The sequence below is a fragment of the Pseudomonas sp. PsB genome (assembly GCF_043658375.1).
Lineage (GTDB): Bacteria > Pseudomonadota > Gammaproteobacteria > Pseudomonadales > Pseudomonadaceae > Aquipseudomonas > Aquipseudomonas putida_Z.
On sequence record NZ_JBIGLU010000009.1, the window covers coordinates 109,892 to 123,339 of the forward strand.

General features: G+C 64.2%; 12 protein-coding genes, 1 tRNA gene and 1 pseudogene. 7 read left to right on the top strand and 7 right to left on the bottom strand.

Annotated elements, in window-relative coordinates:
* The first annotated feature begins 83 nt into the window (after positions 1-83).
* Complete coding sequence (locus ACGLHT_RS13875; RefSeq protein WP_025337514.1) at positions 84-596, top strand: DUF3299 domain-containing protein; 513 nt, start codon at positions 84-86, stop codon at positions 594-596.
* A 109-nt stretch (positions 597-705) separates the two neighbouring features.
* On the top strand, positions 706-1,389 hold the full coding sequence (locus tag ACGLHT_RS13880; protein ID WP_046615944.1) for an OmpW family protein: 684 nt from the start codon (positions 706-708) through the stop codon (positions 1,387-1,389).
* Here ACGLHT_RS13880 and ACGLHT_RS13885 read toward each other — a convergent pair.
* Positions 1,377-2,581: pseudogene (locus ACGLHT_RS13885) on the bottom strand (MFS transporter). The gene ACGLHT_RS13880 and the pseudogene ACGLHT_RS13885 sit on opposite strands and share 13 nt — an antisense overlap.
* 102 nt (positions 2,582-2,683) lie before the next feature.
* Between ACGLHT_RS13885 and ACGLHT_RS13890 the strand changes: the two are divergent.
* Positions 2,684-3,127: a helix-turn-helix domain-containing protein gene (locus ACGLHT_RS13890; RefSeq protein WP_085617788.1), complete on the top strand. Its 444-nt coding sequence runs from the start codon at positions 2,684-2,686 to the stop codon at positions 3,125-3,127.
* A 130-nt stretch (positions 3,128-3,257) separates the two neighbouring features.
* Here the strand turns inward: ACGLHT_RS13890 and ACGLHT_RS13895 are convergent, their stop codons facing one another.
* Both ACGLHT_RS13895 and ACGLHT_RS13900 read right to left on the bottom strand, forming a co-directional pair.
* Entirely contained in the window at positions 3,258-4,190 is a 933-nt protein-coding gene (locus tag ACGLHT_RS13895) for an NAD-dependent epimerase/dehydratase family protein (protein ID WP_025337510.1), read from the bottom strand.
* Positions 4,183-5,067 carry a sugar nucleotide-binding protein gene (locus ACGLHT_RS13900; protein ID WP_038407862.1) on the bottom strand — a complete coding sequence of 295 codons (885 nt, stop codon included), beginning with the start codon at positions 5,065-5,067 and terminating at the stop codon, positions 4,183-4,185. Before ACGLHT_RS13900 ends, ACGLHT_RS13895 begins: the two co-directional genes overlap by 8 nt.
* Positions 5,068-5,331: 264 nt before the next feature.
* Between ACGLHT_RS13900 and ACGLHT_RS13905 the strand changes: the two genes are divergently transcribed.
* Positions 5,332-5,496, top strand: coding sequence for a hypothetical protein (locus tag ACGLHT_RS13905; RefSeq protein ID WP_274120405.1), 165 nt, complete (start codon positions 5,332-5,334; stop codon positions 5,494-5,496).
* 17 nt (positions 5,497-5,513) lie between these two features.
* The gene (locus tag ACGLHT_RS13910; protein WP_274120397.1) at positions 5,514-6,308 is read left to right on the top strand and encodes a TSUP family transporter; all 795 of its coding nucleotides are present in this window, start codon (positions 5,514-5,516) and stop codon (positions 6,306-6,308) included.
* Positions 6,309-6,316: 8 nt separating this feature from the next.
* Here ACGLHT_RS13910 and ACGLHT_RS13915 read toward each other — a convergent pair whose 3' ends face one another.
* Positions 6,317-7,126: a helix-turn-helix transcriptional regulator gene (locus tag ACGLHT_RS13915; protein WP_025337507.1), complete on the bottom strand. Its 810-nt coding sequence runs from the start codon at positions 7,124-7,126 to the stop codon at positions 6,317-6,319.
* Positions 7,127-7,304: 178 nt separating this feature from the next.
* On the opposite strand from ACGLHT_RS13915, the gene ACGLHT_RS13920 reads away from it, so the two are divergent.
* Both ACGLHT_RS13920 and ACGLHT_RS13925 read left to right on the top strand, forming a co-directional pair.
* On the top strand, positions 7,305-8,747 hold the full coding sequence (locus ACGLHT_RS13920) for a sodium:alanine symporter family protein (protein ID WP_025337506.1): 1,443 nt from the start codon (positions 7,305-7,307) through the stop codon (positions 8,745-8,747).
* A gap of 72 nt (positions 8,748-8,819) precedes the next feature.
* Positions 8,820-9,809: an asparaginase gene (locus ACGLHT_RS13925; protein WP_394519545.1), complete on the top strand. Its 990-nt coding sequence runs from the start codon at positions 8,820-8,822 to the stop codon at positions 9,807-9,809.
* 121 nt (positions 9,810-9,930) lie between these two features.
* On the opposite strand, the gene ACGLHT_RS13930 is transcribed toward ACGLHT_RS13925, so the two are convergent.
* From ACGLHT_RS13930 to selA, 3 genes are all read right to left on the bottom strand, one after another.
* Positions 9,931-10,026: transfer RNA gene (locus ACGLHT_RS13930), tRNA-Sec, on the bottom strand.
* Positions 10,027-10,032: 6 nt separating this feature from the next.
* Complete coding sequence (gene selB / locus ACGLHT_RS13935) at positions 10,033-11,955, bottom strand: selenocysteine-specific translation elongation factor (protein ID WP_274120399.1); 1,923 nt, start codon at positions 11,953-11,955, stop codon at positions 10,033-10,035.
* Complete coding sequence (gene selA, locus ACGLHT_RS13940) at positions 11,952-13,379, bottom strand: L-seryl-tRNA(Sec) selenium transferase (protein ID WP_274120400.1); 1,428 nt, start codon at positions 13,377-13,379, stop codon at positions 11,952-11,954. Before selA ends, selB begins: the two co-directional genes overlap by 4 nt.
* Between the last annotated feature and the right edge of the window lie 69 nt (positions 13,380-13,448).

The following is a 13,448-nucleotide window of genomic DNA, read 5'->3' on the forward strand; positions in this document are numbered from 1 at the left end:
CGCCCGCTCCCACAGGGCTTTCACAAGGTTCGAAGCCTGTGGTGAACCCTGTGGGAGCGGGCATGCCCGCGAAGAGGCCAGCACTGCATACGCTGCTGATCCTGCTGCTGACAGTAGCGATGCCTCTGTGGGCCTCGGAACCCCGCGAACTTGACTGGCCCGCCCTCATCCCCGAAGGCGCCCCGGTCATCCCGCCCCAACTCGCGCCGCTGCACGACATGTCGCAGCTCAGCAATGCCCTGTCCGCCGAGTCCGCCCCACCGGCGCGCCAGCAGGCACCCGACGCCCCGGTGGTAAAAAGCCTCGACGGCCAGCAGATCAAACTGCCCGGCTACATCGTGCCGCTGGAGGTGAGCGAAGAAGGCCGCACCACCGAATTCCTGCTGGTCCCCTACTACGGCGCGTGCATCCACGTGCCACCACCACCCTCGAACCAGATCGTGCACATCTTCAGCGAAATGGGCGTGCGCGTAGAAGACCTCTACCAGCCCTACTGGATCGAGGGAAAGCTGCAGGTTAGAGCCTCCAGCAGCGAACTGGCCGATGCCGGCTACCAGATGGAAGCCGAGAAAATATACGCTTATGAGCTGAGATGAGAACTGTTTCGAATTCGTGACGACGCTTCTTTGAGCTGGGTCAAACTTTCTGTTTAACGGCATCCGTACCATTGGACTACTCGATTACTCACGTCCTCTGGGAGCTTCCATGAACAAGTCCTTGCTCAGCGCCGCCCTCGCGGCCCTGGCGCTCGCTGCCCCTGTCGCCCACGCCCACCAGGCAGGCGATATCATCGTCCGCGCAGGTGCCATTACCACAGCTCCCAACGAAAGCAGCGGCGACCTGAAATTCGACGGCAACAAAGTCTCGGGCACCAAGGCGACTCTGGACAGCGACACCCAACTGGGCCTGACCTTCGCCTATATGCTCACCGACCACATCGGCCTCGAGCTGCTGGCTGCCACCCCGTTCAAGCACACCGTCGGCGTCAAAGGCCTGGGCGGCGGCCTGGACGGCAAGCTCGCCGACATCAAGCAGCTGCCACCGACCCTGTCGTTGCAGTACTACCCGATGGAACCGACTTCCAAGTTCCAGCCGTATGCCGGCGTCGGCATCAACTACACCCTGTTCTTCGACGAAGACCTCAGTAGTGCACGCAAGCAGCAGGGCTTCAGCAACCTGAAGCTGCAAGACTCGGTCGGCATCGCCGGTCAGCTGGGCATGGACTACATGATCACCGACAACTTGCTGGTCAACGCATCGGTCTGGTACGTCGACATCGACACCAAGGCCAGCGTCAACGGCCCGAGCGCACTGGGCTACAGCAAGACCAAGGTCGACGTCGATGTCGACCCGTGGGTGTACATGGTCGGCCTTGGTTACAAGTTCTGACCTGAACACTGCAGGGCGGCTTCGGCCGCCCTCGCGCGTTGCAGCAATAGCCAGTACCCCAGCGCCACCGCGCTGATGCCCATCCCAAGCCCACACACCGCTGCCCAACCCCAATGGGCATACACCCAGCTCGCCAGCACTGCCCCCACTCCACTGCCAAGCGAATAGCAGCACATGTAGGCGCCGATCAACCGGCTGGCCATTGCACCACGCCCGGCCAGCAGCAGGCTCTGGTTGGTGACATGCACCGCCTGCACGGCAAAGTCCAGCATCAGCACACCCAACCCGAAGGCCATCAGTGAATGCCCGACGAAGGCCGTGGGCAGCCATGACAGCACCAGCAGAACCAGCGCCAGACCGGTGGTGCGCCCCCCCAGCCCCTGGTCGGCCAGGCGACCGGCGCGCGCTGCCGCCAATGTGCCGGCAACACCCGCCAGGCCGAACAGACCGACCTCGGTATGGCTCAGCGCCAGTGGCTCGGCACTCAGGGCATGACCATGGCACTCCAGAGCACGCTGAACGCAGCGAAGATCAACACGCCGAACAGCCCGCGCTGACGCAGCAGCCGGTCGTGCCGGTACAGCCTGAACTGGGCAACGATCAGCGCCCGGTAGCCAGACCGCAGCGACACCGGTTGCCCCGCGGGCAGGCTGCGCCACAGCACCAGGGCCAGCAGCATCAACAGCCCTGCGGCAATCAGGTACACGCTGCGCCAGCCAGCCAGGTCGGCAAGCCCGCCCGAGACCAGCCGCGCCAGCAGAATGCCCAGCACTATGCCGCTGGTGACGGTGCCCACGGCCTGCCCTTGCTGGCCGGGGGCGGCAAGGCTCGCTGCATGCGCCACCATCACCTGCACCATGACCGCCATCAGCCCGGTGATGGCCAGGGCCAGCAGCAATAGCGCCCAGTTGGGTGCCATGCCTACCCCAACCAGCGCCAGGGCCGAGAACAGCAACTGCCCGAGCAACAGGCGCTTGCGGTCGATCAGGTCACCCAGCGGCACGATCAGCAACAACCCCAGGGCATAGCCCGCCTGGGTCGCGCCCACTGCCCAACCGATCTGCTGCTGCGCCACGCCTAGGTCAGCGGCCATCGACTCGAGCAGAGGCTGGGCGAAATACACAGTCGCCACGGCCATGGCGCTGGTGATGGCCAGCAGTAGGGTTATCCAGCGTGTCAGTGCAGGGTTCATCGGGCTGGCCTCGTCAATTTGGTTTCGAATTGAAACCACATGCTGGCTATTTAGCAAATGTGGTTTTAATCTGCAACCAGATGATCACGAAAGGCCCCGTCCATGCTCGATGAAAACAATACGCAATGCCCCGTCGCCCGGGCCCTGGAGGTGCTGGGAGACCGTTGGGCGCTGATGATCCTGCGCGACGCCTTCGATGGCCTGCGGCGCTTCAGTGAATTCCAGAAGAACCTGGGGCTGGCGAAGAACATCCTCGCCTCACGGCTTAAGTGGCTGGTGGAAAGCGGGCTGCTGACGCTGCAGCCGGCGTCGGATGGCAGTGCCTACAAGGAGTATGTGCTGACCGAGAAAGGGCGATCGGTGTTCCCGGTGGTGGTTGGCTTGAGGCAGTGGGGGGAGCGGTTTCTGTTCGAGGCGGGCGAGGTGCGTTCAGAGTTGGTGGATGGTGATACGGGGCAGGCGCTGGAAACACTGCAGGTGCGGGCCCGGGACGGGCGGGTGCTGGCGGCAGGGGATTGCCTGCGAAAAGTGGTGCGGCATGAGTGATTCTGGGGCTGCTGCGCAGCCCATCGCGACACAAGGCCGCTCCTACAGCGACCGCGCAACCTCGGCCTGGCGCGGTCGCTGTAGGAGCGGCCTTGTGTCGCGATAGGGGCGCAAAGCGCCCCCAAGAATTTCAGCCCTTGCCCAGAAGCCGCGACAAGCCCTCGACCATCGGCGTTGCCTGCGGAAACTCGAACCGCGCCAACAAGCGCTGGTTATCCGCCCGCGAATGGCGAATGTCACCCGAACGTGCCGCCACATAGCTGACCGCCGGCAAGCTACCCACCACCTTCTCAAGCGCTGCCAGCAACTGGTTGAGCGACGTGGCCTGGTTGAGGCCGATATTCACCGCCCCCTCTTCGACCTGCGGCTGCTCCAGCGCCTGCACCATCACCTGCACCAGGTCGCCCACGTAGAGGAAGTCCCGGGTCTGCTCGCCATCACCGAACACCGTAATCGGCAAACCCTTCACAGCACGCTCGGAGAAGATGCTGATCACCCCGGAGTACGGCGAGGATGGGTCCTGGCGCGGCCCGAAGATATTGAAGAAGCGGAACACCACCGGCTCCAGGCCATGCTGGCGACGGTAGAAGTCCAGGTACTGCTCACTGGCCAGCTTGTCCACGGCATACGGGGTCAGCGGCGCCTTGGGGGTGTCTTCGGCAATCGACTCGCCTTCACCATTGTTGCCATACACCGCCGCACTGGAGGCGAACAGCACCCGGCGCAGCCCATGCACGCGCATGGCTTCGCACACGTTGAGGGTGCCGATGAAATTGCTCTGGTGGGTCCGCACCGGGTCCTCGACCGAGGCCTGCACCGAGGCCACCGCTGCCAGGTGCACCACGGCACTGCAGCCAGCCGCAACCTGCGTGACCAGACCGGCATCGGCAACATCGCCTTCAACCAGTTCCAGGCGTGGGTGGCCGACCTGCAGGTTGCCCCGCTGGCCTGTGGAAAAGTCGTCGAGAATGCGTACGGCGTAGCCTTTGTCCAACAACGCATCGCACAGGTGAGAGCCAATGAAGCCGGCACCGCCGGTGATCAGGATGGGGGCGTCAGCCATGGCGGTAGAACCGGTCCAGTAGAGGCGGCAGGCCGGCGCGCCAGGCGCGCGGCTTGATGCCGAAGGTATGAAGGATTTTCTTGCAGGCCAGTACCGCGTGCTGCGGCTCTTCGCTGGCATCCGGCCGTGCGGCATGGGCCTGCGGCGTCGGCGCCTGCACGGCCAGCTGGCGGTACTGGCCTGCTTCGGTAAGGATCGCCTGGCCCAGCGCCAGCGGCGTGGTCGCCTCGTTGCCGGCGTAATGGTAGGTGCCCCACAGCGGCGCACTGCAATCGAGTTGCTTGAGCACCGACAGGATCACCCGGGCGGCGTCGTCGACCGGCGTCGGGTTGCCACGCCGGTCATCGGCCAGCAGCAGTTCCTGTGGTTGCTCGGCGCGGGTCAGGAAGCGCCCCAGCGCCCCGTCGATGCTTTCGTCGAGTAGCCAACCAAAGCGCAACAGCACGTGCTGCGGGCAAGCCGCGCGTACGCTCTGCTCGATGCGCCACAGGGCCTGGCCACGCAGGCCGAGCGGTACCGGCTCGTCCTTTTCGCTGTAGGCCGTGGCCCGCGAACCATCGAACACGCGGTAGCTGGAAGGCTGCACCAAGGTGATCTGGTGGTGCTGGCACAGCTCCGCCAACCGCTCCACAGCCCGCTCCTGCTGGGCCAGGCGCTGCTCACTGACCGACTCGGCCTGGAACCAGTCGAAGTAATAGGCCAGGTTGACCAGGGCATCGGGACGATGATCGTCGAGCAGCTGGGTGAGGCTGGCCGGCGTCCAGCCGTTCTCGGGCGGGCGCGGCGCCAGGAATGCGATGTCCTCCTCGGCCCCAAGACGAATCAGCGCTTGCCCGAGGGCATTGCCACCACCCAACAGCATTAGGCGCATACGCATAGAGTCAGCAGATCCGGAGAGGTTGATTGAAGGAAAGGGGCCATTTTGCGGTTTCCTGCCCGGGAAGTCCAACACCGGACCCGTTCGATGCCACAGGCGGTATTGATTCCAAAGTTCCACAGTTCAATACCACCATAGGCAGAAATCTCCTACGACACACCAGGAACGAGCTGACTTCCACGCAACAGCACAACTGCATTGAATAGTTGACTTCCCCACTTGCCAGCCGGGGAGCTTTACAAAAACAAGTACAGGGAACGTTCAATGCCTCGTTCGGAAGTTGCATACCTGGAGTTCAGCCCGGAGCAAAGCAAGGCCATAACCTTTGCAAGGCAGGACAACCGGCGGCTGCTCATCCGTCAATTCGGATACTCCCCCTTCGCAGTACCGTTGGTGCTCGCTGAAGACCCGCTGCTCGTGCGTGGCTGATCACAGGAAAACACCCCATGATCGAATTCGACGTAACGCTTGTTCTGACACTCGCACTGGTGGCACTGATGGCCGGCTTTTTCGATGCCATCGCCGGTGGTGGTGGCCTGATCACACTCCCGGTGTTGTTCATTGCCGGTATCGAACCCTTGGCGGCAATTGCCACCAACAAGTTCCAGGCGGCTTCGGCTACGGTTTCGGCTACGTGCGCCTTTGCCCGCAAAGGCATGATCGACTGGAGACGAGGCAGTCCAATGGCTGTCATGTCATTTATCGGAGGGGCGTTGGGTGCCTTGTCGATAACTTACGTGCCCAAAAGCGTTCTGCAGGCGTGCGTCCCACCACTGCTGATTCTGATAGCCGCTTACTTTGCCTTCAGCCCAAAGCCGAATGAACAAGCGCGCAAGGCAAAGATATCGACCAGCCTGTTCTGCGTGGCGGTTGCACCGATCATTGGCTTTTATGACGGTATCTTCGGCCCTGGTGTCGGCTCGTTCTTCATGCTGGCCTGCGTGATCCTCCTGGGCCAGCACTTGATACAAGCCGTGTGCACCAGCAAGCTTTTGAACGCTGCCTGTAACCTGGGCGCATTGTCAGTCTTTTCACTCAGCGGGGCGATCATCTGGCCACTGGCGCTGGCAATGGCGTTCGCGGCTTTTGTGGGGGCTCAATTGGGCGCACGCTGCGCAGTGCACTTTGGCCCACGGCTGATCAAGCCATTGCTGGTCTGTGTTTGCTGCATCATGGCAATCAAGTTGCTGCTCGACCCAGGCAACCCTGTCGGCGAGTGGTTACATCAACTTGTTCTCTGAAAAAAGCATCACTCGATTTCGAACAGACTGTTACGCAACGGCCCCACGCTGAGGCGCTCACGTACATCGTCATCTATGCGGGGATCATCCGGCTGGTACAGTTTTACCTGCCGGTAGACATTTATGCGATTGATCTCCTCTCCCAGGTAGTCCCATACCACCCGAGTGCAGGCCGGGTTGCGCCGGTCGCCGCTGGAGACGCCGGCCTTCAGGCCGTTGAGGCGGGTAATGCGGCTTTTGAAACTGGGGATGAGGATAGTCTGGCTCATCTCGTTGAACGTCAGCGACTCGTAATCGACCAGGAACATCCGGTCCTGCAACTGGAACGCCGCTCCCAGATAGCGACAACGCACCTCGGCATGGGGGTTGGTGGCGCTTGAACGCTCCTGGCGTTCCTGGCGTTCGAAAAGGAACTGCCCGCGCTCCTCCCACAGGTGAACCAATGACACCAGGACCGTGCCCGGAACCGACATGCAGTTGGAATATTCCAGGTAGTAACCGCAATAGCGCGACAGGTTCCCCGCATGGGCGTGCAACGGACGGAACAGATCACTGATCGGGTCGCCAGGCTGCTCGGCCGGGGTCGACACGCGAGCACCGATCAGGCGGCTGAACTGCTCGGGTGGCAAATGCAATTCGTAATCTTCGACCCCGAAGAAATCGCCGATGCGCTTGAGGTTGTAGGCCGTCGGGCGGCTCTGCCCGCTCAGGTACTTGTTGAACTGCGCGCGGTTGATCGACAGCTGGCGGCAAACTTCGGAGATAGAGCGGTAGTGGCTGCAGGCCAGTTTGAGGTTGGTAGCGAAATGATCGCTCATGACTCGGGACTCAGGTGACGCGAATGGCGCAATTGTAGCATCAAGTTGCACCAAATCAGAGCAAGCCGCGAAATTGTAACCGCTCTTGTCATAGCCAACCATGCGCCCCACGAATAGCGGTGCGCCTGCCGTCCGCTGATCTTTCCACACGAACAATAAGAATCGAGGTCATTTTCCAATGCTCGAAGTACTCAACGATTTCCTCTCGGGGAAACTTCTCATTGTGCTGATCGTAGGGCTGGGTAGCTACTTCACCATCCGTTCCCGGTTCGTCCAGTTCCGCCATTTTGGCCACATGTTCGGTGTGTTCAAAGAATCGCTGCGTGGCCAGGCAGGCCAGCTGAGCTCGTTCCAGGCCCTGATGCTGAGCCTGGCCGGCCGCGTGGGCGCCGGTAACATCGCCGGTGTCGGCATTGCCGTGACACTGGGTGGACCGGGCGCTGTGTTCTGGATGTGGGTCACCGCACTGGTGGGCATGTCCAGCAGCTTCTTCGAATGCACCCTGGCCCAGGTCTACAAGCGCGCCGATGGCGACGGCCTGTACCGTGGTGGCCCGGCCTACTACATCCAGCACGGCCTCAAGCTGAAAAGCATGGCCATCGTGTTCTCGATCCTGCTGCTGGTCACCTACGGCTTCGCCTTCATCGGCCTGCAGTCGTACACCGTGACCCACTCGCTGCAGAACGCCTTTGCCTTCGACCCCAAGCACACCGGCATCGTCCTCGCCGTGCTGCTGGCCATCACCTTCATCGGCGGCATCAAGCGCATCGCCGCGGTGTCCGACCTGCTGGTACCGGTCAAGACCCTGGCCTACATCGGCGTGACCCTGTACGTGATCGGTACCCAGATCGAGCACGTGCCAGCCATGCTGGAAACTATCTTCAAGAGCGCCTTCGGCCTCGACCCGGCATTCGGCGGCCTGCTCGGCAGCGCCATCGTCATGGGCGTGAAGCGTGGTGTGTTCGCCAACGAAGCGGGCCTGGGCAGTGCGCCGAACGTCGCCGCCGTGGCCGCCGTGAAACACCCTGGTGCCCAGGGCGTTGTCCAGGCCTTCAGCGTGTTCCTCGACACCTTCGTGATCTGCACCTGCACCGCGTTGCTGATCCTGTTGTCGGGCTTCTACACCCCGGGCTTCGAAGGTGACGGCATCGTCCTGACCCAGAACTCGCTGGCCGCCGTGGTCGGTGACTGGGGCCGCGTGTTCGTCAGCGTGGCGCTGTCGCTGTTCGTCTTCACCTGCATCCTCTACAACTACTACCTGGGCGAAAACAGCCTGCAGTTCCTCAGCCGCAACCGCGTGGTACTGATGGTGTTCCGTGGCCTGGTGCTGGCGCTGGTGGTATGGGGTTCGATGCAAGACCTGTCGACCGTGTTCGCCTTCGCCGACATCACCATGACCTGCCTGGCCTTCGTCAACCTGGTGGCCTTGGCCCTGCTGTTCAAGGTCGGCCTGCGGGTGATGCGCGACTACGACGACCAGCGCAAGGCGGGCGTCGACCAGCCAGTGTTCGACTCGGCCAAGTTCACCGACCTGGACCTGGACCGCAATGCCTGGCCTGCCAATCCGCAGGCGGAAACAGCCACTGACAAAGCAGTCGGCCAAGCTCAGACGCAGCGCTGATATCCTCTCCTGCCCAGCCGCCCCGTCCGCGGGCGGCTTTTCTTTCTCCGCTCATCGCTACGGATGCTTTCCATGCGTGCAGTAAAGAATCTTCTCGTTCTCTATACCGGTGGCACCATCGGCATGCTCGAAACACCGGAAGGCCTGGCGCCGGCCGGTGGTTTCGAAGCGCGGATGCGTGAACACTTCGCCCAGTTGGCCGATGCGCCCCAGGTGCAATGGACCCTGCAGGAACTGAACCCGCTGCTCGACAGCGCCAACATGCAACAGCACAACTGGCTGGCGATGCGCGATGCCATCGTCGCAGCGGTAGAGGTGGCTGGCCATGATGGCGTGCTGGTGCTGCATGGCACCGACAGCCTGGCCTACAGCGCTGCGGCATTGTCGTTCCTGCTGCTGGGCCTGCCGGTGCCGGTGCTGCTGACCGGCTCGATGCTGCCGGCGGGTACCGCGGACAGCGACGCCTGGGACAACCTGTGCGGCGCACTGCGCCAGTTCGAACAGGGGCTGGAAGATGGCGTGCAATTGTACTTCCATGGGCAGCTGCTGCATGGCTGCCGGGCGTCGAAGCTGCGCAGCGAGGCGTTCGATGCCTTCGTCGCGCTGCCGCGTCATCGTGACGGTGAACGCGCCACGGCGATCCCAGCCGAACTTGGCTACAAGCACCCGCGCCAGCCGGTCAACCTGGCAGTAGTGCCGGTGTTCCCGGGCCTGCAGGCCGGGCACTTGCAGGCACTGCTGGGCAGCGGCGTGCAGGGGTTGCTGCTGGAGTGCTACGGCAGCGGTACCGGGCCGTCGGATGACCAGGCGTTGCTGGATGTGCTGAGCGCGGCACGCCAGCGGGGCGTGATGCTGGCGGCTATCAGCCAGTGCCCTGAGGGGGCGGTGGTGTTCGATACCTATGCGGCGGGTAACCGCTTGCGCGGGGCCGGGCTGGTCAGTGGCGGTGGCATGACCCGGGAGGCGGCGCTGGCCAAGATGGTTGCGTTGCTGGGGGCCGGGCTGGATGTCGACACGGCGGAGCGGTGGTTTGCCCTGGATCTGTGTGGGGAACGGGCCTGATCGACTGGGGCCGCTTCGCGCCCCGTCGCGACACAAGGCCGCTCCTACAGGTACGGCGCAGTCCTGTGTAGGAGCGGCCTTGTGTCGCGATGGGCTGCAACGCAGCCCCTGTACAAATGATTGGCGGAAGGCAGCGGGAGTCGAACCTGCCCGGGAACGGCTGCCGTCCCCAACCGGGTTTGAAGCCCGGCCGCGCCACCGGGCGCGATTGCCTTCCTTGAACTCAGTGCCTGGCCTGCTGCTGGGCCAGGGCGCTGTCGGCGCGAATGTGACGCTGATCGGCCACCCTCCGGGTCAAGCCGATGCGGTCGAAGTACTCCAGAATCTGCACACTGCGCTTGCGACCGATGCCCAACATATCGCGAAACGCGGCAACCTGCACTATCGGCGTTTCACTGGCCTGCCCCAGCAGCAGCTCTGCCATGCGCTGTAGCGTCGCCTCGGGGTAGAACAGGTCGCGCACCACCTGGTGCACCAGGCCCAGCCGGGCCAGCTTGCGCAGCAACAGGCGCACATCGGCTTCGGCACAATTTTCCTCGCTCGCCAGCGTCCTGACCCAGGGCGGATCGTATTGCCCCGCCAGCAACTTCGGTTGCAGATTTGCCCATAACGCACTGTCGGCTTCGCTCAGCTGCACCTTGTGATCGGGCAGGTGCAGCCAAGGCCCGCTGCTGGCAATGGCGCCGTCCTCGAGCAACTCATCCAGCAGGCTGACAAAAGCGGGCCGCTCCAGCGGCAAGGCAGCAAAGCGGCGCAGGCGGTCGCGGTCCGGGCCGAGCTGGTCGGGCTCCTGTTCATGGAACCGCGCCAGCTGCTCCAGCACTTGGCGCTTGAGCGCCTGCCACCGGGCACTGGCAAACAGCAGTTGGCCCTGCCGCGTGGCCACCACCAGCACATCTTCCGGCAACTGCCAGGTTTCGCGCAGGCGATTGAACTGCCGCTCCAGACGCTGTGGGTCGATACCCCCTGGTGCGCTGGCGAGCAGTGCCGGCAAGGCCTGCTCCAGGTCCTCGGCATCACGCAGCACCTGCAATTGGCGCAGGCGCTCATCGCTGCGGCGCTGACGGCTTGGCGCGAACGGGTCGAGCACCTTGCCGCCCCCCAGGGTGCGTTGGGCACGCTGGTCGCGCAGTACCAGACGGTCGCCGTGTACCGCCTGCAGCGGCGCGTTGAGCAGCAACTGGGCGAACATGCGCTGGCCCGCCACCAGGGTTTCACCTTCGAGCAAGGCCACCCGGGCGGTTACGTCCTGGGTGCCGAGGTGCACGTGCACAGCGCTGAAATGTTCGAAGGTACGGGTCTCGCCCGGCAACAGGTTCAGCTCGATATCCACCCGCACGCTGGGCGCATGCAGCCACTCGGGCACTAGCCAGTCACCCCGGCGCACCTGCTCCACCGCCAGCCGTTCGGCAGCGATGTTCAGTGCCACCCGCTGTCCCGCCTCGGCCACCAGCGCGGCCTGGTTCTGCGCATGCAGGCCACGCACCCGCACCGGTTTGCCGGCCTTGCCCAGCAACAAAGTGTCGCCGGCACTGACCCGCCCAGCCACCGCCGTGCCCGTGACCACCACACCCGCACCGGTAACGGCGAAGGCGCGGTCGACGGCCAGACGGAAACCGCCACGCACGCTGCGCTGGCGCACGCGCTGTTGCGCGGCCAGCAACGCCTGGCGCAGGGCATCGATACCTTCGCCGGTCACACTCGACAACGGAAACTGCCGTGCACCAGCATACGGGCCCGGCGCCAGAAGCTCGCTGACCTGTGCCTGCACTTCGACCAGGCGGGTCGGCTCTACCCGGTCACATTTGCTGATCGCCACCAGGGCCTGGGGGATGCCCAGCAGCTCGATGATCGCCAGGTGCTCTCGGGTTTGTGGCATCACCCCGTCGTCGGCCGCCACCACCAACAGCACCAGGTCGATGCCGTGGGCGCCGGCCAGCATGTTGTGGATAAAGCGCTCATGGCCCGGTACATCGATGAAGCCGGTCAGTGCTGCCCCCTCGGTCAACGCCGCATAGCGGTAGCCAAGGTCGATGGTCATGCCACGGGCGCGCTCCTCCTGGCGATGGTCACCGGCCTGGCCGGTCAGGGCCTGGAGCAATGCGGTCTTGCCGTGGTCGATGTGGCCGGCGGTACCAACGATCACTGTACCGGCCCCAATTGCAGGGCGGGCAACTGCGCCAGCCACTGGGCTTCGTCATCCAGCTGGCGCAGGTCCAGCCACAGTGCGTCATCGGCGATACGGCCGAGCACAGGCACCGGCAGGTCACGCAAGGCCCGCTCCAGCACATGCAGGCTGCGCCCGCGCAGCTTCTTCGACACCTGCGGGCGCAGGCACAACGCCGCGCTCGGCAGGCGGGCCACCGGTTGGCTGCCACTGCCAATCATGCCCAACGCCGGTTCCACGCTGACCGCCCATTGTTCGCCGAGGCGGGCCTTGAGCTCTGGCGCCAGGCGCTCGGCCTGGGTCTGGATTTCGGCCTGGCTGCGGGTCAGCAGGCGCAGACTGGGCAGGCGCTCGGCCAGGCGGTCGGGGTTGCGGTACAGCGCCAGCACCGCTTCGAGTGCGGCCAGGGTGATCTTGTCGACACGCAGCGCGCGCTTGAGCGGGTTCTTCTTGATCCTGGCGATCAGCTCCTTGCGCCCGACGATGATTCCGGCTTGCGGCCCGCCCAGCAGTTTGTCGCCGCTGAAGGTGACGATATCGGCGCCATCTGCCAGGGCCTGGCGCACGGTCGGCTCGGCGGGCAGGCCCCAGCGGGTAAGGTCAAGCAGGCTGCCGCTGCCAAGGTCTTCAAGTAGAGGCAATTCATGTTGGTGGGCGATGCGCGCCAGCTCGCCGGTGGGCACCTGGGTAGTGAAGCCCTGGATGCTGTAGTTGCTGCAATGCACCCGCATCAGCAGGCCGGTACGTGGGCTGATGGCGGCCTCGTAGTCACGGGCGTGGGTGCGGTTGGTGGTGCCGACTTCGTGCAGCTTCACACCGGCGCGAGCCATGATGTCTGGGATGCGGAAGGCACCGCCGATCTCGATCAGTTCACCGCGGGAGATGATCCCCTCCTTGCGCGCGCCCAGGCTGTTGAGCGCCAGCAGCACGGCGGCGGCGTTGTTGTTGACCACGGTGACGGCTTCGGCGCCGGTCAGCTCGCGGATCAGGCCTTCGATCAGGTCGTCACGGTCGCCGCGCTTGCCGGTGGCCAGGTCGAATTCCAGGTTGAGCGGGTAGCGGGCGGCGGTCTGCATGGCCTCGATGGCCTCCTCTGGCAACAAGGCGCGGCCGAGGTTGGTGTGCAACACGGTGCCGGTGAGGTTGAACACACGGCGGACCTGGCTGCGTTGCTGGGTGGCCAAGCGTTCGCCAGAGCGGCCCAGCAGGACTTCAGCGGCCAGTTCGGCGGCACTGAGCTGGCCGGTGCGGGCGGGGTCGCGCAGGTCGTCGAGCAGTTGCCGCAGGGTGGCGAGGACCGCGTCGCGACCGTGGCGGTCGATCAGCGGGAGGCAGGCTGAGTGGCGCAAAAGGGTGTCGATGGAGGGCAGGCGTGGGGTGTCGCTGGCTAGGCTGGAGGACATGCGGTACTACCTTGGACTGATCCGTTGTCTGTACTGGCCTCTTCGCGGGTAAACCCGCTCCTACAAGGG

Excerpts from the sequence above, each read along its gene's own strand:
- ACGLHT_RS13880 (WP_046615944.1), top strand. The coding sequence starts at position 706 with ATGAACAAGTCCTTGCTCAGCGCCGCCCTCGCGGCCCTGGCGCTCGCT.
- ACGLHT_RS13890 (WP_085617788.1), top strand. The coding sequence starts at position 2,684 with ATGCTCGATGAAAACAATACGCAATGCCCCGTCGCCCGGGCCCTGGAG.
- ACGLHT_RS13895 (WP_025337510.1), bottom strand. The coding sequence starts at position 4,190 with ATGGCTGACGCCCCCATCCTGATCACCGGCGGTGCCGGCTTCATTGGC.
- ACGLHT_RS13900 (WP_038407862.1), bottom strand. The coding sequence starts at position 5,067 with ATGCGTATGCGCCTAATGCTGTTGGGTGGTGGCAATGCCCTCGGGCAA.
- ACGLHT_RS13905 (WP_274120405.1), top strand. The coding sequence starts at position 5,332 with ATGCCTCGTTCGGAAGTTGCATACCTGGAGTTCAGCCCGGAGCAAAGC.
- ACGLHT_RS13910 (WP_274120397.1), top strand. The coding sequence starts at position 5,514 with ATGATCGAATTCGACGTAACGCTTGTTCTGACACTCGCACTGGTGGCA.
- ACGLHT_RS13915 (WP_025337507.1), bottom strand. The coding sequence starts at position 7,126 with ATGAGCGATCATTTCGCTACCAACCTCAAACTGGCCTGCAGCCACTAC.
- ACGLHT_RS13920 (WP_025337506.1), top strand. The coding sequence starts at position 7,305 with ATGCTCGAAGTACTCAACGATTTCCTCTCGGGGAAACTTCTCATTGTG.
- ACGLHT_RS13925 (WP_394519545.1), top strand. The coding sequence starts at position 8,820 with ATGCGTGCAGTAAAGAATCTTCTCGTTCTCTATACCGGTGGCACCATC.
- selA (WP_274120400.1), bottom strand. The coding sequence starts at position 13,379 with ATGTCCTCCAGCCTAGCCAGCGACACCCCACGCCTGCCCTCCATCGAC.